This window comes from Janthinobacterium sp. 35, assembly GCF_002754575.1.
In the GTDB taxonomy this organism is placed as follows: domain Bacteria; phylum Pseudomonadota; class Gammaproteobacteria; order Burkholderiales; family Burkholderiaceae_D; genus Janthinobacterium; species Janthinobacterium tructae.
In genome coordinates this window covers 2653147-2672456 of sequence record NZ_PEFN01000001.1, presented here as the reverse complement: position 1 = coordinate 2672456, position 19310 = coordinate 2653147, and the positions used below count along the sequence as shown (strand labels likewise).

Here is a 19310-nt window from a genome sequence, read left to right as displayed (position 1 = left end):
AGGTCAGCACATGCGCATCCTGTTACAACGCTCGGACGGCAAGCAAGCGGCGTGGATTGCCGATTTCAAAGACTTGCTGCCCGAAGCCGAAATTGTTTTCTGGCGCGAAGGCGACACGTTCGCGCCGTGCGACTATGCCGTCGTGTGGCAGCCGCCCGCCGCCATGCTGCCCGCGCTGGCCAACGTCAAAGCCATCTTCAACACGGGCGCCGGCGTCGACGCGCTGTTGAAATTTGGCGAGGCGCTGCCCGCGCACGTGCCGCTGGTACGCCTCGATGACGCGGGCATGGGCGTGCAGATGGCCGAGTATGTGAGCCACGCCGTGCTGCGCCACTTCCGCCGCTTCGACGACTACGAGGCGCAGGGCCGCGCCGGCATCTGGCAGCCGCTGCCCGCGTTCGACAAGATGGATTTCCCCGTCGGCGTGCTGGGCATGGGGGTGCTGGGCACGCGCGTGCTGCAAGCGCTGGCGCAATTCGAATTTCCGCTGCGCGGCTGGAGCCGCAGCCGCAAGCAGCTCGATGGCGTCGAGTGCTACTCAGGCGAAGAGGGGCTCGAAGCATTCTTGCGCGGCACGCGCGTGCTGGTGTGCATGCTGCCGCTCACGCCGGAGACGCACAACCTGCTCGACCGCACGCGCCTGTCGATGCTGCTGCCGGGCGCCTACGTCATCAACGTGGCGCGCGGCGCGCATCTCGCCGAACCGGATTTATTGACACTGATCCGCTCCGGGCATATCGCCGGGGCGACCCTCGACGTGTTCCGCAACGAGCCGCTGCCGCAGCAGCACCCGTTCTGGCAAGAACCCCGCATCACCATCACGCCGCATATTTCGGCGGCCACCCTGCGCCGCGAAAGCGTGGCGCAGATCGCCGCCAAGATGCGCCGCCTGCACGCCGGAGACTCTGTCGCCGGCATCGTCAACCGTTTGCAAGGATATTGAGATGAGCAATCAACCGCATTTGCCGAAACAGGTCAAGATCGTCGAGGTGGGTCCGCGCGACGGCCTGCAAAACGAAAAGGACACCATCAGCGCCGCCGTCAAGATCGAACTGGTCGACCGCCTGACCCTGGCCGGCTTCGCCAATATCGAGGCGGCGTCGTTCGTCTCGCCGAAATGGGTGCCGCAGATGGCCACCAGCGCGGAAGTGATGGAGAAAATCGCGCGCCGCGCTGGCACGATGTATTCGGCGCTGACGCCGAACATGCAGGGGTTTGAAGCGGCGCTGGCGGCGAAGGCCGATGAAGTGGTGATCTTCGGCTCCGCTTCCGAGGCATTCTCGCAAAAGAACATCAACTGCTCGATCGCCGAATCGATCGCCCGCTTCGAAGGCGTGGCGAAGGCGGCCAAGGAACACGGTCTGCGCCTGCGCGGCAGCATCAGCTGCGCCTTCGGCTGCCCCTACCAGGGAGAAGTGCCGCTCGATGCCGTGGCCGACGTGGTAGGCCGCATGCGCGACCTCGGTTGCGACGAGATCGACATCGCCGACACCATCGGCGTGGCCACGCCACGCAAAACGCAGGCGGTGATGCAGCGCGCGATTGCGGCTTTCCATGTGAAAGGCCTGTCCGGCCACTTCCACGATACCTACGGCCAGGCGCTGGCGAACATCTACGCCAGCCTGGAAACGGGTATCGCGATTTATCATTCGTCCGTCTCGGGCCTGGGCGGCTGCCCGTACGCCAAGGGCGCCACCGGCAACGTGGCCACCGAGGACGTGCTGTACATGATGCAGGGGCTGGGGATAGACACAGGCATCGACCTGGACCTGGTGGTGGACGCGGGACAGTTCATCTCGCAGCAGCTGGGCCGCAAGGGATCGAGCCGGGCCGGCAACGCCATCGCGGCGAAACGCGCCGCTGTTTGAGGTAGGTCGGATTAGCGCGCAAGCGCGTAATCCGACGCCACCAGGGACGTGGCCAACAATGTTGTCGGGTTACGCGCTGCGCGCTAACCCGACCTACCCCGACCGGCGTGAACCGTACAGACGAAAAAAAACCCAAGAGCCTAAACTCTTGGGTTTTTTTCTACAAATTTGGTCGGAGTACAAGGATTCGAACCTTGGACCCCCTGGTCCCAAACCAGGTGCGCTACCGGGCTGCGCCACACTCCGAAGACCAAGATAATACAGGCCGTATCGACTTCGGTCAAGGGTCAGGTGAAACTCTGTGTAAATTATTTACGCGCGGCACTGGAAGCCCTGTATTTTTCAACATGCATGAAATATGCGACACTCGGTTTGCAAGTTTTCCCGATCAGACATGAAGGCGACGACGGCAATGGATTTCAGGATGGAAAGAAACGACGGCGGCCAGCCCCTGCCGGATCGCCGCGGCATCGTGCTGGGCATCGCCGTGTCCTTGCTGCTGCATGGCGCCTTGATCACTCTGTGGCGCCACGTGCAGCCGTCTGTGCCGCCGGACACGGCGCCGCGCATGGAGTCGATCGCCGTGTGGATACGACCATTGGCCGCCAAGCCGCCTCCGCCGCCTGTCGAGGTCATCAAGCCGAAGCGCGAAGCAAAACCCGTCAGCAAGCCGAAACGCGCCACGGCCCGGGAAACGCCAGCGGCGGCCACGGCGCCAGCGGCCAGCCCGCAAGCCATCACGGTGGTACCGGCCTCACCGGCCACGCCGACGGCCAGTGCCGATACCTTCAGGCAAGAAACCCCGGAGACGCCAAAGTTCGACATGGAAGCGGCCAGGAAGACGGCGCGCAAGATGGCCGGCGAGCGCGACCCGTCCAAGGTAGGCACGGCCGTGGGGCAAATCCCCGACAAGCCGCTGCAAACGGAAACCCAGCTGGCGCGCGACATCGCGCAAGGCAAGCGCGGCGATTGCCGCAGCGCCTATTCAGGCGCAGGCTTGCTGGCACCCGTGCTGATGTTGCTCGACAAGAAGGATAGCGGCTGCAAGTGGTAGTTACCTAACAATCATCACCGGGCATGCAGAGAGCAGCCTATTCCTGCCCCTTCAACTGCAACGCCCGCTCATACAGCGCATTCTTCTTGCGGCCCGTGATCTGCGCCGTCAAGTTCGCCGCCTGCTTGACGCTGCATTCGGCCAGCAAGATGTTCAGGATGCGTTCCGCTTCCACGTCTTCCGCGTCCTGCGCCTCCGTCGCGCCTTCGAGCAGCACGACGAATTCTCCCTTTTCGCGGTGCGCGTCGGCACGGATCCAGCTTTCCGCTTCGGACAGGGGACAGCGGTGGATTTCTTCGAACATTTTCGTCAGTTCGCGCGCGAACACCACCTGGCGCGTGGGCTCGAACGCTTCCACCAAAGCCGTGGCGCAATCGAGGATGCGGTGCGGCGCTTCATAAAACACCATCGTCGCCGTCACGCCGCGCAGGCTGTGCAAGATGTTTTCGCGCTGCTTGGCCTTCGCCGGCAGGAAACCGACGAAGTAAAACTGGTCATTCAACAAGCCGCTGGCGGAAATGGCGGTGATGGCCGCCGACGGACCGGGCAGGGGCAGGACGCGCAAGCCGGCCGCGCGCACGGCGTCGACGATGCGCGCGCCCGGGTCGGACACGGCCGGCGTGCCCGCGTCGGAGACGAGGGCGATGCGCTCGCCGGCGTGCAGGCGGGCGATCAGGGTTTGCGCCACTTCGCGTTCGTTATGTTGATGCGCCGCAATTAGCGGCTTGTTCAAGCCAAAGCGCGTCAGCAGGTGCGCCGTGTTGCGCGTATCTTCACAGGCGACGGCATCGGCAATGCTCAGCAAATGCAGCGCGCGCAGGCTGATATCGGTCACATTGCCGATCGGCGTGGCCACTATATACAATGTTGCGATAGGATAGACCTGGTGCGCCGCCTCTGTCATGATGGGCAGGCTGGCGATGGAACTGATTTCTTGTACGGTCATTTTGGAGGTTGAATGCTTGCTAATAGTGTGAAGTTACTGCTTGTTTGTGCCGCGACCGGCATGCTGAGCGCTTGCAGCACGCCTTGCGACGCGCCCGGGCAATTGTGCGCGCCTATTGAATCTAACACAAGAGCGCTGCCGCCACCGACGCCGCGGGCGCCGCCTGTGCCGCCCAAGCCGCCCGCGCCCGAACCGGTGACGTTTGCCGTGGCCGTGCCCGATATTACCGCGTACGACGGCAACGGCGCCCCATTGTCTCCCATCACCACCAGGCCGGCGACGGGCACGCCGCAGGACATGCCGGCCGCCACGGCGCCGGCGCCGTCCGACGGCAAGGTCCACCACATCGGCCTGCTGCTGCCGCTGCGCTCGGCGTCCCTGGGCCCGGCCGCCGAACTGCTGCGCGCCGGCTTCATGGCCGCGTACGAGCGCGACCGCAGCGGCTTTGAAGTGACGGTGATCGACACGGGCGACGGCAGCAGCGACGTGCTGAACAAGTTTGCGCAAGCGCAAGAGGAACAGGACGTCGTCGTCGGGCCTTTGTCGCGCTCGGCCGTCACGGCCGTGGCGAATAGCGACCTGGTACGTAAACCAACGATTGCCCTGAACCACCCGGACAATCGCGGCGAGGCGCGCCTGCCGGCCAAGCTGCTGGTGATGGGCCTGTCGATCGAGGCGGAAGCGCGCCAGGTCGCCGCCTGGGCCGCCAGCGAACAGCCGGGCGCCAGCGCGCTGATCCTGTCGGCCGGTGCGCCCTCGCAGCGCCGCATCAGCGCCGCCTTCAAGCAGGAATGGCTGCGCCAAGGCGGCAAAGTCGATGTGATGGACTTGACGGCCACGAACGGCTACCTGAGCGATGCGGAACTGGTGCAGCTGCGCGCGCGCCTGGCCGCGACGCCGCCGGGCCTGCTGTTTGTCGCGCTCGACGCCGACCAGGCGCGCCAGCTGCGCGTGGCCATCGGCAGCGATCTGCCCCTGTATGGCACCTCATCCCTGAATCCCGGCGCCGGGCGCGGCGCCAGCGGCCCCGAGCTCGACGGCGCGCGCCTGCTGGACTTGCCATGGCAAGTGCAGCGCGACCATCCGCAAGTGATGGTGTATCCGCAGCCGCCGCAGCCTGCCGAGCGCCGCCTGACGGCCGACATGGAACGCCTGTATGCGCTGGGCATCGATGCCTTCCGCGTGGCCCGCGAAGTGGCGTTGCGCCCGGGCGCGCCGTTCACGCTCGATGGCGTGACGGGCCGTCTGGCCGTGCGCTTTGACGATGATCAAAGCGTGTTCGAACGCACGGAACAAGCCGCCAGCTACCAGCAGGGCGTGCTGGGCACCTGGCCGCCGGCCGCGCCGGCCACGCCACCGGTACAGTAAGGACATGCGTCATGCCTCCCTTCGCTTTCTGGAACAAACGGGAACGGGGACGGCAGGGAGAAGACGATGCGCTCGCGTATCTGCTGCTGCAAGGCCTGGTGCTGCTGCAACGCAATTATCTGTGCAAGGGCGGCGAGCTGGACCTGATCATGCGCGATGGCGCCTGCATCGTTTTCGTCGAAGTACGGCTACGCAGCAGTGCAGCCTGCGGCGGCGCCCTGGCCAGCATCACGCCAGCCAAGCAGCGGCGCATGGTGGTGGCCGCGCAAACCTGGCTGCAGGGGCAAAAGACTTTGCCGCCGTGCCGCTTCGACGCGCTGGCCATCGATGGCGGGCACATCAGCTGGCTGCAGAACATCCTCGATATGTAAGCATTTTTAACAGTGCTTGTCCGCCATGCCGCGTGCCTGCACTATAATCGGCAGACTATGAATAATCAACGCATCCTCTCGCACTTTCACGAAAGTGCCGAACTCAAGATCCAGGCCGCTACCGTGCTGGCGCCACCCATTGCGCAGGCGATCGACCTGATGTTTTATGCATTGTCCAACGGCAACAAGATCCTCGCCTGCGGCAACGGCGGTTCCGCCGCCGACTGCCAGCACTTCGCGGCCGAGCTGGTGGGACGCTTCGAACGCGAGCGCTTTCCGCTGCCGGCCCTGGCGCTGACGACGGACACCTCGATCCTGACGGCCGTGGCGAACGATTACAGCTACCGCGAGATTTTCTCGAAGCAGGTGCAGGCCTTCGGCCAGGCCGGCGACATCTTGCTGGCCATCTCCACGTCGGGCAATTCGGCCAACGTGCTGGCCGCCGTGGAAGCGGCGCTCGAGCGCGAAATGCGCGTCGTGGCGCTGACGGGCAGGGACGGCGGCGCCATCGGCAAGGTGCTGACGGACGCCGACGTGCATATCTGCGTGCCGGCCGAGCGCACGGCGCGCATCCAGGAAGTCCATCTGACTACCATACATTGCATCTGCGACGGCATCGACGTCGCGCTATTCGGAGGAGACGTGAATGACTAAATTCGGTACTGGCCCAGGCTGGAAACGCGTACAACGCCCATTGGCTACCGCACTGCTGTGCGGCGCCATGCTCACCTCGCTCACCGGCTGCATCGAACTGATGGTCGGCGGCGCAGTGATGGGCGGCGTTGCCGCGGCGGACCGCCGCACCCTGGGCGCGCAGACCGAAGACAAGTCGATCGCCCTGAAAGGCGAGTCGCGCATCCCCTCCATCGTCGGCGATGCCGGCCATGTGAATGTCACCAGCTTCAACCGCCGCGTCCTGCTGACGGGCGAAGTGCGCGACGAGGCGATGAAAAATGCCGTCGAACGCGAAGTGCGCAATATCGAGGGCGTGGAATCGGTGGCCAATGAATTGATCATCGCCGGCCCGGCCAGCTACACCTCGCGCTCGAACGACGCGCTGATCACGGCCAAGGTCAAGGCCAGCCTGGTCGACATGAAAACCATCTCGGCCGCCTCGTTCAAGGTCGTCACGGAAAACGGCACCGTCTTCCTGATGGGCCGCGTTACCCAGCGCGAAGGCACGGTCGCGGCCGATGTGGCGCGCGGCGTGGGCGGCGTACAGAAAGTGGTCAAGCTGTTCGACTACATTTCGGAAGCGGAATTGAAACAATTGCAGCCCGATCCGCCGCAGCAGCGCACGACGAACACGGTCAGCGATACGGTCCAGCAATAAGGTCCTCCCCCATCCGGCCTACGGCGCCTGAGTGATGATGCGACTATAATGGCCGCATCGTTGCTCAACATTAGTGAAACTTCGCCATGTCAACTTCGCCCTCCGCAAGCAAGTCCTGGATCAAGCCAGCCCTGATCGCCGTCTTCGTGGCGGGCGTGGCGGCAGCCGGCTATCTGTCGCTGAATGACAAGCAAAGCGCGCCGGACGTGACCTTCCACGGCATCCATGGCGAGAAAATCACGTCAAGCAGTTTGCGCGGCAAGGTCGTGATGGTCAATTTCTGGGCCACCTCGTGCACCACGTGCGTGGCGGAAATGCCGGAGATGATCGATACCTACAACAAGTACAAGGGGCAGGGCCTGGAATTCGTGGCCGTGGCCATGAAATACGATCCGGCCAACTACGTGCTCAATTTCGCCGAAACGCGCCAGTTGCCGTTCAAGGTGGCGCTCGACGTGACGGGCGAGGCGGCCAAGGCCTATGGCGACGTGGCCCTCACGCCCACCACCTTCGTGCTCGACAAGCAGGGCAAGATCCTCAAGCGCTACGTGGGCAAGCCCGAGTTTGCCGAACTGCATAAACTCCTGGAAAAGGCCATCGCCGGCTGATTCAGTCCCCAGCACCGCACAAAACCCTGTTGCCAGGTGTTGCCAAGCTGTTATAACCTTCCCTTGCGTGATCCCCATCCCCTTGTGAAGGCCAGCCGTGTCCCTCGCCGCTCAATCGCTCGACCCGCAACAACTGAAAACCTGGCTGCTCGCCGCCGGCAACAAGGACGCCACCGCGTTCCGTCAGCTATATAACTCCACCTCATCGAAACTGTTTGGCTTCGCGCTGCGTATATTGCATAAGCAAGAGCTCGCTGAAGAAGCCTTGCAAGAGGGTTTCGTCGCCATCTGGAACAACGCCGCCACTTACCAGAGCCATCTGGCCGCGCCGATGACCTGGATGGCCACCATCGTGCGCAACAAGGCGTTCGATGTGCTGCGGCGTAGCGACGATAGCGTGGAAATCGATGCCGAACAGTTTGATAGCGAAGTCATGAATGCACTGCGAGACCCCCAGGCCACGCCGATCGAATCACTGCAGATGAGCGGTGACGCCAAGGCGCTGGCGTTTTGCATGTCGGCCCTGGAAGGGCTGCACCGGCAGGTGGTCGCCCTGGCGTTCTATCACGACCTGTCGCACAGCGAAGTGGCGCAGCAGATGTCGCTGCCGATCGGCACCGTGAAAACCTGGATACGTCGCAGCCTGGACCGGCTGCGCACGTGCCTGGCGAAACGGGAGGCATCATGAATATCCGCGGCAATGACAGCCTGCGCCAGAAACTGGCGTCCGAATACGTACTGGGCACCTTGAAAGGGGGCGCGCGGCGGCGTTTCGAAGGCTGGCTGCACAACGACGCCGATTTGCGCCATATCACGGCCGAATGGCGCCAGCGCCTGGAACCGATGGCGGAATTCGCCACGCCCGTGGCGCCGCCAAAGCGCGTCTGGCAGCAGATCGAGCAGCGCCTGCACCTGAAGCAGCAGGGCGGCTGGTCGCTATGGCGCGATGCGCTGTCGTTCTGGCGTGGTCTGGGCCTGGCCTCGAGCGCCATCGCCGCCTTGCTGGTGATCGTCGTGGCCACGCGCATGCTGGACGCGCCGCAAATCAGCTATGTCGCCAGCCTGACGGACGAGAAAGCGCAAACGGCCCTGCTGCTGACGGCAGACAGCCGCCACGGCGCGCTCGAGGTGCGCATGCTGGGCAACGCCCCCGTGCCTGCTGATCGCGACCTGGAACTGTGGGCCGTGCCGAAGAGCGGCAACCCCCGCTCCTTGGGCTTGCTGGCCGGCAAGGGCAATATAAAACTGGCCCTGTCGCAGCGCGCCATCGGCAGCGACGTGGCCCTGCTGGCCGTCACCCTGGAGCCGAAAGGCGGTTCGCCGAATCCGAACGGACCGACGGGACCGGTTTTGTATAAAGGTAACTGGATAAAAATTTAACCCGAAGGCAAAAATCCGGGGTCAGACCCGTCGGGTCTGACCCCAGCAGTTGATTTGGGTTGATTACCTTACTTTGGGTAAAGAATCATCTGCGTGCAGCGAAACAGGGCGATGGTCTTGCCCGTCTCCTTGTTTTTCACCACGGCATCCCACACTTGCGTGTTGCGGCCCTTGTGCTCGACCTTGGCCGTGCAGGTGAGCGTGCCTTCGCGGACCGTACCCAGGTGGTTCGATTTCAACTCGATGGTGGTGAAGTTGTTCGCGCCCTCGGGCAGGTTGACGATGCAGCCATAGCCGGACGCCGTGTCGGCCAGGGTTACCACGCTGCCCGCGTGCAGATAGCCGTTCGGCGCCAGTAGGTGGGGCAGCACGGGCAATTCCGCCGTCAGCTGGCCGTCGCCCACTTCCGTGATGACGATACCGAGGTGGCCGGGCAGGCGGCCGGTGCCGCGTTCATTCAACATTGCTACGGTGATGTCGGGATGGCTCATGCTGGTCCTTGTGCGGGTGAATCCGGACAGTGGCTACGCCGGAAAATACTATGATGATAGCAACTTTCCCCGCATCGGTTTGGCGACCGCTTATTTCCGGCCGCGCCGCCGTTTCCACCACACCAAACTGCCCGTCAGCAGGAACAGCAGCGGCATCAAGCCAAAGACGGTAATGAAGGCGCGCCCGGCCACGCCAAACGCCTGGCCCGAATGCAGGGGGAATTGCCAGCCCAGGAAGACGTCTCCGGCCGGCGCCCGCAAGGGATCGCGTATGCGCAGGGGCAAGCCGCTGCGCGCGTCCAGGGTGATGCGCGTGGCACCGTCGCCGTGGGCGATTTCACCGGGCTGGCGCACGCGCACGTCATACGGCTGGTCCAGTCTGGCCGGCAGCACGATGCGCGACACGCGCGCCTGCGGATACAGCCGCTGCGCGGCGGCCATGGCCTGGCCCGCATCGAGCAGGGCGCCATCCTGCGCCACATTTTTCAGTTTTGCCGTGTCCGGCACCGTCGACACCAGCCCCACCAGGGGCACGATCAATTGCGGCAAATTGAAATAGATGCCGGAAAAGGCCAGCACGGCCAGCACGGGCGCGGCAAAGAAGCCCGCCGCCTTGTGCAAGGTGTAATGAAAACGCGGCCAGGAGCCGCCATGCGACACCGTCAGGGCGCGCTTGATCGCCGTCCACTGCAGGCGCGGCCACCACAGATAGATGCCACTCAGTGCCATCAGCAGCAGGGCTACGCCGGAGACGCCGGTAATGGTCTTGCCCACCTCACCCGACAATACATAGCGGTGCAAATGAAACATGCCCGACATCAGCAGCGGGCGCGTGAGGCCGAAACGGCCCCAGTCGCGTTCGCCTTTCACTTGCAAGGTGTAGGGGTCGACCATCACCTGGCGCACGATGGCCTGGCTGAAGGGGGAAGGCTTGCCCGCCTGGCGGTACGAAGCCACGTAGACATCGCGCGCATCGGCGGGCGGATTGAGCTGGCTCGGCTTGCCGTAGGCGGGGTCGGCCGCAAGAGTGTCCACCACCGCCTGCAGCGTGGTCGGCGTCACCTGGAACACCTGGCCGGGCGCGGGCGTGCTCGCCTGCAACAAATTCGGATTCAGATACGCGTCGAGCTCCGGCATCCAGGCGATGGCGGAACCCGTCAAGCCCAAGAGGACGAACAGGGCGCCGAACCACAGGCCCACATACAGGTGCAGCTTGGTGAACAACCACTTGATCGAGCGTTGGGACATGGACACTTTGGGAAATTTGGGCTGCGAAACGATAGCATGAAAGACAAACACAATCGGCCTCACAGCGAACAACACGCTCATGGCAACGGCGGATTCAGATAAAAACGAGCGTTTCGGCACCATCAGCGAGCGCATCGGCATCGCGGCGTTATGTTGCGCGACATACACTTTCCCCTATACTTATCGAAAGGAAAACCATGACCACTTCCCGCTTCCTCGCCGTCACGCTGGGCCTCGCTCTGCATTTGGGCGCCCACGCCGCCGATTTCACGCTCACGAGCGCCGACATCGCCCCTGGCCAGACCCTGGCAAGCACGCAAGTATTCCAGGGCTTCGGCTGCACGGGCGGCAACCTGGCGCCGCAATTGTCGTGGCACGGCGCGCCAGCCGGCACCAAAAGCTACGCCATCACCGTGTACGACCCGGACGCGCCCACGGGCAGCGGCTGGTGGCACTGGAGCGTCTTCAATGTGCCCGCCAGCACCACGTCCCTGCCTGCGGGAACGAGCACGTCTACCTTGCCGGCGGGCGCCATGCAAGGACGCAACGATTACGGTGACAGCGCCTACGGCGGCGCTTGCCCGCCACCGGGCGACAAGGCGCACCGCTACCAGATCACGGTCTGGGCCTTGAGCGTGGACAAGCTGCCACTGGACCAGCACGCCAGCGGCGCCATGCTCGGTTACATGCTCAACGCCAATGCGCTGGGCAAAGCGCAGCTGACAGGACTGTATGGCCGATGACATGGAAACGGTGGCCCTGAGCGAGCTGCGCATCGCGCACGGTACCATCGAGGTGCGCCGCGCGCAAACCCTGCGCCGCGTGCCCGTCTTCCAGAGCGCCCTGTGCCGCGTGCGGCACGGAACCAAGCTGCTGGAATGGGGCGCGCGCCAGGTGCGCGCCACGACCAGCGATGTGGTGCTGATGCCGGCGGGACAGGAACTGGGCGTGGCCAACCTGCCCGGCGCGCAAGGCTACCGGGCGGAAGTGCTGAGCTTTTCACCTGCCCTGATCGCCCGTTTTCGCGCGCGCCATGGCGGCCTCGTCGATACCCAGCTGCGCCAGGCTGCCACGGCCAGCCTGTGCGTGCCGCTCGACGTGCATGCGGCGCTGGCCTGGGACCAGCTGATGGCCAGCCTGGTCGCAGGCAGCCCGCCCGCGCTGCTGGCGCACCAGGCGGAAGGCTTGCTGCTGGCCCTGGCCTTGGGCGGCCATTGCGGCCCGCTGCTGCTGGACCGCCGCGATCCGCTAGCCGCGCGCGTGCAGCAAGTGCTGCTGCTGGACCCGGGCGCCGACTGGAGCGTCGCCAGGGTTGCCAGTCATCTGCACCTGGGCGCGTCCACCCTGCGGCGCCAGCTGGCCCTGGAACAACGCCATTTCCGCGCCATCCTGGAAGACGTGCGCCTGGGACTGGCCTTGCAGGAATTGCAATCGGGCATCTTACCCATCGGCGACATCGCGGCCGCCTGCGGCTACGCCTCGCCATCGCGCTTCGCGGCCCGTTTCCGCCAGCACTACGGCCTGTCGCCGCGCGAGCTGCGCGCCACCCTGTAAGCGCGCTCTGGCGAAAATCACGCAACAAGCGCTGACAGCGGGGCGATTTTCTTGCTACTATGCGCCCATGTCTTCCCGCCAGCCATCCCGCAAGCCTTACACGGCATCCGCCCTCGCGCACACGCCGTGGCAGCTGTGCGTGGCCCTGTTCAGTGCGCTGGCCCTCGTGTTCCTGCTGTCGACGGCCGCCTCGCACCTGCACAAGACGACGCTCGACGCGGAAGAGTGCGCGCTGTGCGCCACGGTCATCGACAAGGTGGCCGATCTCGCCGTGCCGCCGGCCATCACCGCGCCGCCGGCCCAGTTATTGCCGTACCGCTTGCTGGCCATCGCACCCGCTACCCTGGCGCCCGCCGCCGCCCTCATCCTGCCGCCCGTGCGCGGCCCGCCTGCCGCCTCACTGTAGTTCCCACGCCGTTTTTCCTTTTTCAGGCTGCACCGCCGCGCGCCGCGTCCTCCGTATGCGCGCCGGGCCGCCTGGCGTTGACTATTTTCGAGGTTTACCATGCAACACACTCCACGTCTGAGCGCGCTGTCGCTCGCCCTTGCCAGCCTGTTCAGCTTTTCCGCCCATGCCGCCGAGCCTGCCGAGGCCAATACCGATGCTGTCCCGCAAGACATGCAAAAGGTCGAAGTCACCTCCGCCCATTTGAAAAGCGCGCGCATCGAGCTGTCGCCGAAAGTCGGCACCACCATCTACAGCATCGACAGCCATATGGTTGACATGCTGGGCCAGGGCGACAACACGCCCTTCAATGAGGTACTGCTGCGCCTGCCTGGCGTGTCGCAGGATTCGAAGGGCTCCGGCGCCCTGCACGTGCGCGATGACCATGCCAACGTGCAATACCGCATCAATGGCGTGCAACTGCCGGAAAGCATCAGCGGCTTTGGCCAGTCGATCGACACGCGGCTGATCGACAAGACCGATTTCATGACGGGCGCCTTGCCGGCCCAGTTCGGCCTGCGCACGGCGGGCATCGTCGATATTGAAACGAAGGAGGGCGGACTGACGCCTGGCGGGCGCATCGGCATCATGCTCGGCAGCCACGACCACGTGGAACCGAGTGCCGAATTTTTCGGCAGCGTGGGCAAGTTCAATTACTACCTGTCCGGCAGCTACCTGGGCAATGCGCTGGGCGTGGAGAATCCGCAAGCCACGCGCAGCGCCTTGCACGACAAGACGCGCCAGAACAAATCGTTCGGCAACCTGTCGTATTTCCTTGATGACAATACGCGCCTGGGCGCCATGTTCGGCACCTACAACGGCCGCTTCCAGATCCCGAACAACCCGAACCAGGCGCCAGGATTTTCCCTTGACGGCCACAGCGATGCGCAGGCGGGCACGTCCACGTTACCGTCGTCGCAGCTGAATGAAAACCAGCGCGAAGTGAACCGTTTTCTGGTGCTGTCCCTGCAAAAAAGCCTGGGCGACATCAATTACCAGGTGTCCGCCTTCCACCAGTATTCGGAACTGCACTTCACGCCCGACACCATCGGCGACCTGATCTACAACGGCGTGGCTTCCGACTCGCGCCGCGCCAACAGCGCTTCCGGCGCGCAATTCGACATCAGCTACAAGCTGCACCAGGACCACACCGTGCGCGCGGGCCTGGCCTATACGCGCCAGAAGACGACCAGCAACAACACGGTGGCCGTCTTCCCGAGTATTGACGGCGCGCAAACGTCCAGCACGCCGATCACGGTGCTGGACAACAGCGGCAAGACGGGCACCCTGGCCAGCTTTTATCTGCAGGATGAATGGCATATCAGCAAACCCCTGACCCTGAATTACGGCGCCCGCTTCGACAAGGTCTCGGCCTACACGAGCGAGCAGCAATGGAGCCCGCGCGTGAATCTGGCCTACAAAATCGCGCCGGGCACGGCCCTGCACGCGGGCTATTCGCGCTACTTCACGCCGCCACCGCAGGAACTGGCGGCGCAAGCCAGCATCGACCTGTACGCCAACACGACGAATGCGCCGGCAATCGGCCAGTCGGACAACGTCAAGGCCGAACGCACGCATTACTACGACGTGGGCATCAGCCACCAGGTGAGTTCGAAACTGACCGTGACGGCCGATGTGTACTATAAAAAGATTAACAACCTGCTGGATGAAGGCCAGTTCGGCCAGGCATTGATTTTGACGCCATTCAACTATGCGGATGGCTACGCCAAAGGCCTGGAATTATCCGCCATCTACAGCGAGAAAAACTGGGGCCTGTTCCTCAACGCCAGCACGCAAAAGGCGCAGGGGCGCAACATCAATTCGGGCCAGGCCCTGTTTGGCGCTGATGAGTTGAACTACATCAGCTCCCACTATGTCTACCTCGATCATGACCAGAAATACACGCTGTCCGGTGGTGGCCATTATCACTTTGGCGATTCGCAAGTGAGCGCTGACTTCCTGTACGGCAGCGGCCTGCGCATGACCCCGGACGGCGGCGCACCGAATTCCGGCCACTTGCCCAGCTACTTCACCGTCAACACGGCGCTCACGCATACGTGGAAGAACACGCCCGTGGGCAAGGTGGAAGGACGACTGGCCCTGATCAACCTGTTCGACAAGTCGTACCTGCTGCGCGACGGTTCCGGCGTAGGCGTGGGGGCGCCGCAGTACGGCGCCCGCCGCAGCATCTACGCCGGCCTGTCCACCAGTTTTTAACACCTGACAGTACCTACTGCGCGGCGTGGGGCGCGGCCTCCGATGCTCACTGTGCTAAAGCACAGCTGCGCTTCTCGGCCACGCCGCACATCCGCTCGCTACGGTTCTGTCCAGGTGTTGTAAGTCGCGCGAAGACAGCGGCAGGGAGCAACGCCTGCCGCTGTCGGTTGCCGTCTCAGGAATCAGCTATCGCCCCAGACGACGGGCGTCTGGCCATGCGCCCGCAGATAAGCATTTGTCTGGCTGAACGGCTTGCTGCCAAAGAAACCTTTGCTGGCCGACAAGGGCGACGGGTGCGGCGCCGCCAGCACCAGGTGCTTGCCGGGGTCGATCAGGCTGCGCTTGGCTTGCGCGTAGCCGCCCCACAGGAGGAACACGAGGTGCTCGCGCTCGGCGGACAGGTGGGCAATCGCGCTATCGGTCAGCGTTTCCCAGCCCTTGGCCGCGTGCGAGCCGGCTGCCCCGGCGCGCACCGTCAGCACGCTGTTGAGCAAAAACACGCCTTGCCGCGCCCAGTCGGACAAATCCGTGCGCGTGCGCTCGACGCCCACATCCGTGGCTAATTCCTTGAAAATGTTTTGCAAGCTCGGCTGCGGCGGATGGCCGTCCGGCACGGAAAAGCACAAGCCCATGGCCGCGCCGGGCGTGTGATATGGGTCTTGCCCCAGGATCACGACTTTCACCTGCTCGAACGGCGTCAGGTCGAACGCGCGAAAAATGGTTTTACCGGGAGGACAACACGGCCCGGCCGCATATTCCGCCTTGACGAAGGCCGTCAGGCGTTCCCAGTAGGGCTGGGCGAATTCCCCTTCCAGCCGCGCCTTCCACGATGCGTCGATGCGTACGTCCATGCGTCACCTCATAGCCGATTCGTCCACCATGCTTTGTCAGCCTGCCAGTATAGGACGCTCGGCAGCATGGTGCGCATACGATACGAACAGGCAAAAAAAAGCCGCCAGCGTGAGCGGGCGGCCTTGATCTGGCGTAAAGGGCTTAGAAATTCAGCGCCGATTCCACGCCGGCGCTGTGCGCCTGTTCATCCGCATGGTACGAGCTGCGCACCATGGCGCCGACGGCGGCGTGGGTGAAGCCCATTTTATACGCTTCCGCTTCGAACATTTTGAACACGTCCGGGTGCACGTAGCGGCGCACGGGCAAGTGGCTGTTCGATGGCGCCAGGTATTGGCCGATGGTCAGCATGTCGATGTCGTGCTCGCGCATGTCGCGCATGACTTGCAGAATTTCCTCGTCCGTCTCGCCCAGGCCCACCATGATGCCGGACTTGGTCTTCACGTCCGGGTACATGGCTTTAAAGTCTTTCAGCAGCTTCAGCGAGTGCATGTAGTCGGAGCCGGGACGCGCTTCCTTGTACAGGCGCGGCGCCGTTTCCAGGTTGTGGTTCATGACGTCAGGCAAGCCATCCTTGAACAACAGCAGGGCTTTTTCCAGGCGGCCACGGAAGTCGGGCACCAGCACTTCGATGCGGGTGTTCGGCGACAGGGCGCGCGTTTGCTGGATGCACTCGACGAAATGGCCGGCGCCGCCGTCGCGCAAGTCATCGCGGTCGACGGAGGTGATGACGACGTAGTTCAAGCGCAGCTTGGCGATGGTTTTCGACAGGTTGGACGGCTCTTCCTTGTCCAGCGGATCAGGACGGCCGTGGCCGACGTCGCAGAACGGGCAGCGGCGCGTGCACTTGTCGCCCATGATCATGAAGGTGGCCGTGCCCTTGCCGAAGCATTCGCCGATGTTCGGGCAGCTGGCTTCCTCGCACACCGTGACGAGCTTGTTTTCGCGCAGGATATCCTTGATTTCATAGAAACGGGTCGATGCCGATGCGGCCTTGACGCGGATCCAGTCCGGCTTTTTCAGGCGCTCGACTTGCTCGATCGGAATGATCTTGATCGGGATGCGCGACGTCTTGCTGGCGCCTTTTTGCTTTTCGCTCGGGTTGTACGCGGGAGCGGCGGTCGCGGCGGGGGCGGTGCTGGAAATGGTCTCAGAAGTCATGGCTGCAAGCCCTTGAGGGGCAAAGTTTGGTTTGTTTGCTCAGGCATCCGTTGCCTGAGGCGCGCCTGCGGCGCTGTTTACTTCGCTTACATCGAGTAATACGGTCAATTCATGGGCCAGGGCCCGCTGCACCTCGGCCAGCGGCGCCACCACGCCCATGCTGCGCATGTCCACCGTCTTCAGGCCGGAATAGCCGCAGGGGTTAATCCAGGAAAACGGCGCCAGGTCCATCGCCACGTTGAGCGATACGCCATGGTAGGTGCAGCCGTTGCCGCGCACTTTCAATCCCAGCGCGGCGATCTTCGCACCCTTGCTTGGTCCGCCGGCGATATAGATGCCAGGCGCGCCATCGATGCGTTCGCCAGCAAGATTATACGCCGCCAGCACGTTGATGATGGCTTGCTCGATTTTATGCACGAACTGGCGCGCATACAGCTTGCCGCCCGGCTTGTTGCGGCGCAAGTCCATCAACAGATAAATCACCACCTGGCCGGGGCCGTGGAAGGTGACTTCGCCGCCCCGGTCCGTCTGCACCACGGGCACATTCTCGGCGCCGGCCAGCAAATGGCCGCGGTCGGCCGCCAGGCCCAAAGTAAATACGGGCGGATGCTCGACGATCCACAGTTCGTCGCGCGTGTCCGTCGTGCGCGCGTCGGTAAAGGCGCGCATGGCGGCAAAGGTGGGCTCGTAATCGACGCGGCCCAGCTCGCGGATCAGCGCCGTTTCGGTGCGGGTGGTGGTCATGACAGATTCTGTAATCAGCTGCCGGCGCCCTGCGGACGCTGCGGCGAAGCCGTGATTATAAGCCAGGCCGCCGTTTCATTCAGCCCCGGGCGCGGGCAACAGCAGCAGCCTGCCCAATTTTTGTGCAGCGTGGCGCACCTGGGCCAGACTCAGCGCCGTGTAACCGAGCAGCACGGCCGGCGCCAGCCTGGCGCTGTGGCAAAAGTCGCCGAGCGGCTGCAGCGCCAGCCCCTCCTGCGCGGCGCGCGCGCAAAACGCCCGTTCGTCGGCATCCGGCGGCAGCCACAGCACGCAATGAAAGCCTGCCTGCTGGCCTGAAATCGTGTAGCGGCCAGGGGCGACCTGCTCCAGGCAAGCCAGCAGCAGGTCGCGCCGCTCCTTGTAGGCCAGGCGCGCCAGGCGCAAATGACGCACGAAAGCACCTTCCTCCATCCAGGCGGCCAGCGCCAGCTGCTGCGTCACGCCCACGGACCTGCCCGTCAACTGCACGATGCGCAGCAACTGCGGGCGCAGAGCGGGCGGCAGCACCATGAAGCCCACGCGCAGGCCGGCAAACAGGGTCTTGTTGAAACTGCCACAGTAGATCACGCGCTGATACTGGTCGAGCGCCTTCAGGGCCGCCAGCGGGGCGCTGTGGTAATTGAATTCGCTGTCGTAATCGTCCTCCACCACCCAGGCGCCGCTGTCGTTCGCCCATTCTAGCAAGGCCAGGCGGCGCGTGACGGACATGGTCACGCCCAGCGGCGACTGGTGCGCCGGCGTCACATACGCGAGGCAGGCGTCGGTGTGCGCGGCCAGGGCGGCGCAATCGATGCCCTCGGCATCGACGGCAATGTCCACCGGCACGGCGCCGGCAAGGGCGAACAGGGTGCGCGCGGCCGGGTACCCCGGTTCTTCCAGGCAAACCTTGTCGCCATCGCGCACGATGCCGCGCGCCAGCAAGTCGATCGCGTGGCGGATGCCGGTGGTGACAACGATGTCTTGCGGATCGCAGCGGATGCCACGGTACTTGGCGAGGAAGTCGGCGATCTGCTGGCGCAGCTGGGGCAGGCCGGCCGGATCGGCGCTGCACAGCTGCTCCGGCGTGGCGGCCGCCAGCGCCCGCGTGGCGCACTTGGACCAGGCAGCCATGGGAAACAGGCTGGCGTCGGCGCGCCGCGCCACGAACGGCAAGCCGTCGCGCACGCCCGTGTCCGCAGCGGGCGCGGGCACGGAGGATGGTGCGGCCGGGGTGGCATCTGCCAATCCTGCCATCAAAAAGCGTTCCGGCACCACGGCGCACACGCGCGTGCCGGAGCCGGGCACGCGCGTCACATACGCTTCCGCGTGCAGGCGGTCGAACACGGATTCGATGGTACCGCGCGACAATTCCCAGCGTTCGGCCAGGGTGCGGCTGGACGGCAAGCGGCTGCCCGCCGGCAGCATCTTCGTCAGGATGGCCGAGCGCAGCGCTTCATACGCGCCGTCCTGCTTGCTGACGCCCGCCTTGGCTAGCCAGCTGGTGGGGCGGGGCAAGTCCAGGGCGTGCGGTGATTTTCCTCGTGGCATGATGATGGTCGTCCAAGTGGTCCAATGAATTTTCTGATGACTGGCACTTCGCATTACACCACAACCATCCTACTCTCACCGTTCCGGTGCGCCAGCGGGGCGCACGTTTGCAAGGATCGTGTAAA

Annotated in this window: 21 protein-coding genes and 1 tRNA gene; 14 read left to right on the top strand and 8 right to left on the bottom strand. The window is 64.2% G+C overall.

Going from position 1 to position 19310, the window contains the following annotated elements; genetic code table 11:
* The first annotated feature begins 10 nt into the window (after positions 1-10).
* Positions 11-943 carry a 2-hydroxyacid dehydrogenase gene (locus CLU93_RS12005; protein ID WP_099761386.1) on the top strand — a complete coding sequence of 311 codons (933 nt, stop codon included), beginning with the start codon at positions 11-13 and terminating at the stop codon, positions 941-943.
* 1 nt (position 944) lies between these two features.
* Positions 945-1868, top strand: coding sequence for a hydroxymethylglutaryl-CoA lyase (locus CLU93_RS12000; protein ID WP_099761383.1), 924 nt, complete (start codon positions 945-947; stop codon positions 1866-1868).
* A gap of 169 nt (positions 1869-2037) precedes the next feature.
* Here CLU93_RS12000 and CLU93_RS11995 read toward each other — a convergent pair.
* A tRNA-Pro gene (locus CLU93_RS11995) sits at positions 2038-2114 on the bottom strand.
* A gap of 178 nt (positions 2115-2292) precedes the next feature.
* On the opposite strand from CLU93_RS11995, the gene CLU93_RS11990 reads away from it, so the two are divergent.
* Positions 2293-2922, top strand: a complete 630-nt coding sequence (locus CLU93_RS11990; protein ID WP_143451731.1) for a hypothetical protein — start codon at positions 2293-2295, stop codon at positions 2920-2922.
* A gap of 37 nt (positions 2923-2959) precedes the next feature.
* Here the strand turns inward: CLU93_RS11990 and rsmI are convergent, their stop codons facing one another.
* A complete protein-coding gene (gene rsmI, locus CLU93_RS11985; RefSeq protein ID WP_096232747.1) occupies positions 2960-3868 on the bottom strand; it encodes a 16S rRNA (cytidine(1402)-2'-O)-methyltransferase in 909 nt (302 codons plus the stop codon).
* Between the two features lie 165 nt (positions 3869-4033).
* On the opposite strand from rsmI, the gene CLU93_RS11980 reads away from it, so the two are divergent.
* The 7 genes from CLU93_RS11980 (at position 4034) to CLU93_RS11950 (ending at position 8928) form a co-directional block, all read left to right on the top strand.
* On the top strand, positions 4034-5236 hold the full coding sequence (locus tag CLU93_RS11980) for a penicillin-binding protein activator (protein ID WP_099761376.1): 1203 nt from the start codon (positions 4034-4036) through the stop codon (positions 5234-5236).
* 11 nt (positions 5237-5247) lie between these two features.
* Positions 5248-5607, top strand: a complete 360-nt coding sequence (locus CLU93_RS11975) for a YraN family protein (RefSeq protein ID WP_099761373.1) — start codon at positions 5248-5250, stop codon at positions 5605-5607.
* A gap of 57 nt (positions 5608-5664) precedes the next feature.
* Complete coding sequence (locus tag CLU93_RS11970; RefSeq protein ID WP_099761370.1) at positions 5665-6261, top strand: phosphoheptose isomerase; 597 nt, start codon at positions 5665-5667, stop codon at positions 6259-6261.
* Positions 6254-6940 carry a BON domain-containing protein gene (locus tag CLU93_RS11965; protein ID WP_099761367.1) on the top strand — a complete coding sequence of 229 codons (687 nt, stop codon included), beginning with the start codon at positions 6254-6256 and terminating at the stop codon, positions 6938-6940. The genes CLU93_RS11970 and CLU93_RS11965 overlap by 8 nt, the downstream gene beginning before the upstream one ends.
* An 86-nt stretch (positions 6941-7026) precedes the next feature.
* Positions 7027-7548, top strand: a complete 522-nt coding sequence (locus tag CLU93_RS11960) for a peroxiredoxin family protein (RefSeq protein WP_099761365.1) — start codon at positions 7027-7029, stop codon at positions 7546-7548.
* A 97-nt stretch (positions 7549-7645) separates the two neighbouring features.
* The gene (locus CLU93_RS11955; protein WP_099761362.1) at positions 7646-8236 is read left to right on the top strand and encodes a sigma-70 family RNA polymerase sigma factor; all 591 of its coding nucleotides are present in this window, start codon (positions 7646-7648) and stop codon (positions 8234-8236) included.
* Positions 8233-8928, top strand: coding sequence for an anti-sigma factor (locus tag CLU93_RS11950; RefSeq protein WP_099761360.1), 696 nt, complete (start codon positions 8233-8235; stop codon positions 8926-8928). Before CLU93_RS11955 ends, CLU93_RS11950 begins: the two co-directional genes overlap by 4 nt.
* Before the next feature lie 68 nt (positions 8929-8996).
* Here the strand turns inward: CLU93_RS11950 and CLU93_RS11945 are convergent, their stop codons facing one another.
* Together CLU93_RS11945 and CLU93_RS11940 are read right to left on the bottom strand one after the other, a co-directional pair.
* The gene (locus CLU93_RS11945; protein WP_099761357.1) at positions 8997-9419 is read right to left on the bottom strand and encodes a PaaI family thioesterase; all 423 of its coding nucleotides are present in this window, start codon (positions 9417-9419) and stop codon (positions 8997-8999) included.
* Between the two features lie 90 nt (positions 9420-9509).
* Complete coding sequence (locus CLU93_RS11940; RefSeq protein ID WP_099764354.1) at positions 9510-10667, bottom strand: PepSY-associated TM helix domain-containing protein; 1158 nt, start codon at positions 10665-10667, stop codon at positions 9510-9512.
* A gap of 197 nt (positions 10668-10864) precedes the next feature.
* On the opposite strand from CLU93_RS11940, the gene CLU93_RS11935 reads away from it, so the two are divergent.
* The 4 genes from CLU93_RS11935 to CLU93_RS11920 all read left to right on the top strand — a co-directional run bounded on the left by CLU93_RS11935 (position 10865) and on the right by CLU93_RS11920 (position 14883).
* On the top strand, positions 10865-11410 hold the full coding sequence (locus CLU93_RS11935) for a YbhB/YbcL family Raf kinase inhibitor-like protein (protein ID WP_099761355.1): 546 nt from the start codon (positions 10865-10867) through the stop codon (positions 11408-11410).
* Positions 11400-12221 carry a helix-turn-helix transcriptional regulator gene (locus CLU93_RS11930; protein ID WP_218968332.1) on the top strand — a complete coding sequence of 274 codons (822 nt, stop codon included), beginning with the start codon at positions 11400-11402 and terminating at the stop codon, positions 12219-12221. The genes CLU93_RS11935 and CLU93_RS11930 overlap by 11 nt, the downstream gene beginning before the upstream one ends.
* Before the next feature lie 67 nt (positions 12222-12288).
* On the top strand, positions 12289-12627 hold the full coding sequence (locus CLU93_RS11925; RefSeq protein ID WP_099761352.1) for a hypothetical protein: 339 nt from the start codon (positions 12289-12291) through the stop codon (positions 12625-12627).
* 99 nt (positions 12628-12726) lie between these two features.
* Positions 12727-14883 (top strand): TonB-dependent receptor, encoded by a 2157-nt coding sequence (locus CLU93_RS11920; protein WP_099761349.1) that lies wholly within the window; start codon positions 12727-12729, stop codon positions 14881-14883.
* Positions 14884-15065: 182 nt separating this feature from the next.
* On the opposite strand, the gene CLU93_RS11915 is transcribed toward CLU93_RS11920, so the two are convergent.
* From CLU93_RS11915 to pdxR, 4 genes are all read right to left on the bottom strand, one after another.
* Positions 15066-15734 carry a uracil-DNA glycosylase gene (locus tag CLU93_RS11915; RefSeq protein WP_099761346.1) on the bottom strand — a complete coding sequence of 223 codons (669 nt, stop codon included), beginning with the start codon at positions 15732-15734 and terminating at the stop codon, positions 15066-15068.
* A 142-nt stretch (positions 15735-15876) separates the two neighbouring features.
* The gene (gene lipA, locus CLU93_RS11910; RefSeq protein WP_099761344.1) at positions 15877-16893 is read right to left on the bottom strand and encodes a lipoyl synthase; all 1017 of its coding nucleotides are present in this window, start codon (positions 16891-16893) and stop codon (positions 15877-15879) included.
* Positions 16894-16932: 39 nt separating this feature from the next.
* Entirely contained in the window at positions 16933-17637 is a 705-nt protein-coding gene (gene lipB, locus CLU93_RS11905; RefSeq protein ID WP_099761341.1) for a lipoyl(octanoyl) transferase LipB, read from the bottom strand.
* Positions 17638-17712: 75 nt separating this feature from the next.
* A complete protein-coding gene (gene pdxR / locus CLU93_RS11900; RefSeq protein WP_099761339.1) occupies positions 17713-19185 on the bottom strand; it encodes a MocR-like pyridoxine biosynthesis transcription factor PdxR in 1473 nt (490 codons plus the stop codon).
* Between the last annotated feature and the right edge of the window lie 125 nt (positions 19186-19310).

Coding starts and splice junctions, on each gene's coding strand:
- CLU93_RS11965 (WP_099761367.1), top strand. CDS start 6,254: ATGACTAAATTCGGTACTGGCCCAGGCTGGAAACGCGTACAACGCCCA.
- CLU93_RS11970 (WP_099761370.1), top strand. CDS start 5,665: ATGAATAATCAACGCATCCTCTCGCACTTTCACGAAAGTGCCGAACTC.
- CLU93_RS11950 (WP_099761360.1), top strand. CDS start 8,233: ATGAATATCCGCGGCAATGACAGCCTGCGCCAGAAACTGGCGTCCGAA.
- lipB (WP_099761341.1), bottom strand. CDS start 17,637: ATGACCACCACCCGCACCGAAACGGCGCTGATCCGCGAGCTGGGCCGC.
- rsmI (WP_096232747.1), bottom strand. CDS start 3,868: ATGACCGTACAAGAAATCAGTTCCATCGCCAGCCTGCCCATCATGACA.
- CLU93_RS11975 (WP_099761373.1), top strand. CDS start 5,248: ATGCCTCCCTTCGCTTTCTGGAACAAACGGGAACGGGGACGGCAGGGA.
- CLU93_RS11990 (WP_143451731.1), top strand. CDS start 2,293: ATGGAAAGAAACGACGGCGGCCAGCCCCTGCCGGATCGCCGCGGCATC.
- CLU93_RS12005 (WP_099761386.1), top strand. CDS start 11: ATGCGCATCCTGTTACAACGCTCGGACGGCAAGCAAGCGGCGTGGATT.
- lipA (WP_099761344.1), bottom strand. CDS start 16,893: ATGACTTCTGAGACCATTTCCAGCACCGCCCCCGCCGCGACCGCCGCT.
- CLU93_RS11960 (WP_099761365.1), top strand. CDS start 7,027: ATGTCAACTTCGCCCTCCGCAAGCAAGTCCTGGATCAAGCCAGCCCTG.
- CLU93_RS11920 (WP_099761349.1), top strand. CDS start 12,727: ATGCAACACACTCCACGTCTGAGCGCGCTGTCGCTCGCCCTTGCCAGC.
- CLU93_RS11925 (WP_099761352.1), top strand. CDS start 12,289: ATGTCTTCCCGCCAGCCATCCCGCAAGCCTTACACGGCATCCGCCCTC.
- CLU93_RS12000 (WP_099761383.1), top strand. CDS start 945: ATGAGCAATCAACCGCATTTGCCGAAACAGGTCAAGATCGTCGAGGTG.
- CLU93_RS11935 (WP_099761355.1), top strand. CDS start 10,865: ATGACCACTTCCCGCTTCCTCGCCGTCACGCTGGGCCTCGCTCTGCAT.
- CLU93_RS11945 (WP_099761357.1), bottom strand. CDS start 9,419: ATGAGCCATCCCGACATCACCGTAGCAATGTTGAATGAACGCGGCACC.
- CLU93_RS11940 (WP_099764354.1), bottom strand. CDS start 10,667: ATGTCCCAACGCTCGATCAAGTGGTTGTTCACCAAGCTGCACCTGTAT.
- CLU93_RS11930 (WP_218968332.1), top strand. CDS start 11,400: ATGGCCGATGACATGGAAACGGTGGCCCTGAGCGAGCTGCGCATCGCG.
- pdxR (WP_099761339.1), bottom strand. CDS start 19,185: ATGCCACGAGGAAAATCACCGCACGCCCTGGACTTGCCCCGCCCCACC.
- CLU93_RS11915 (WP_099761346.1), bottom strand. CDS start 15,734: ATGGACGTACGCATCGACGCATCGTGGAAGGCGCGGCTGGAAGGGGAA.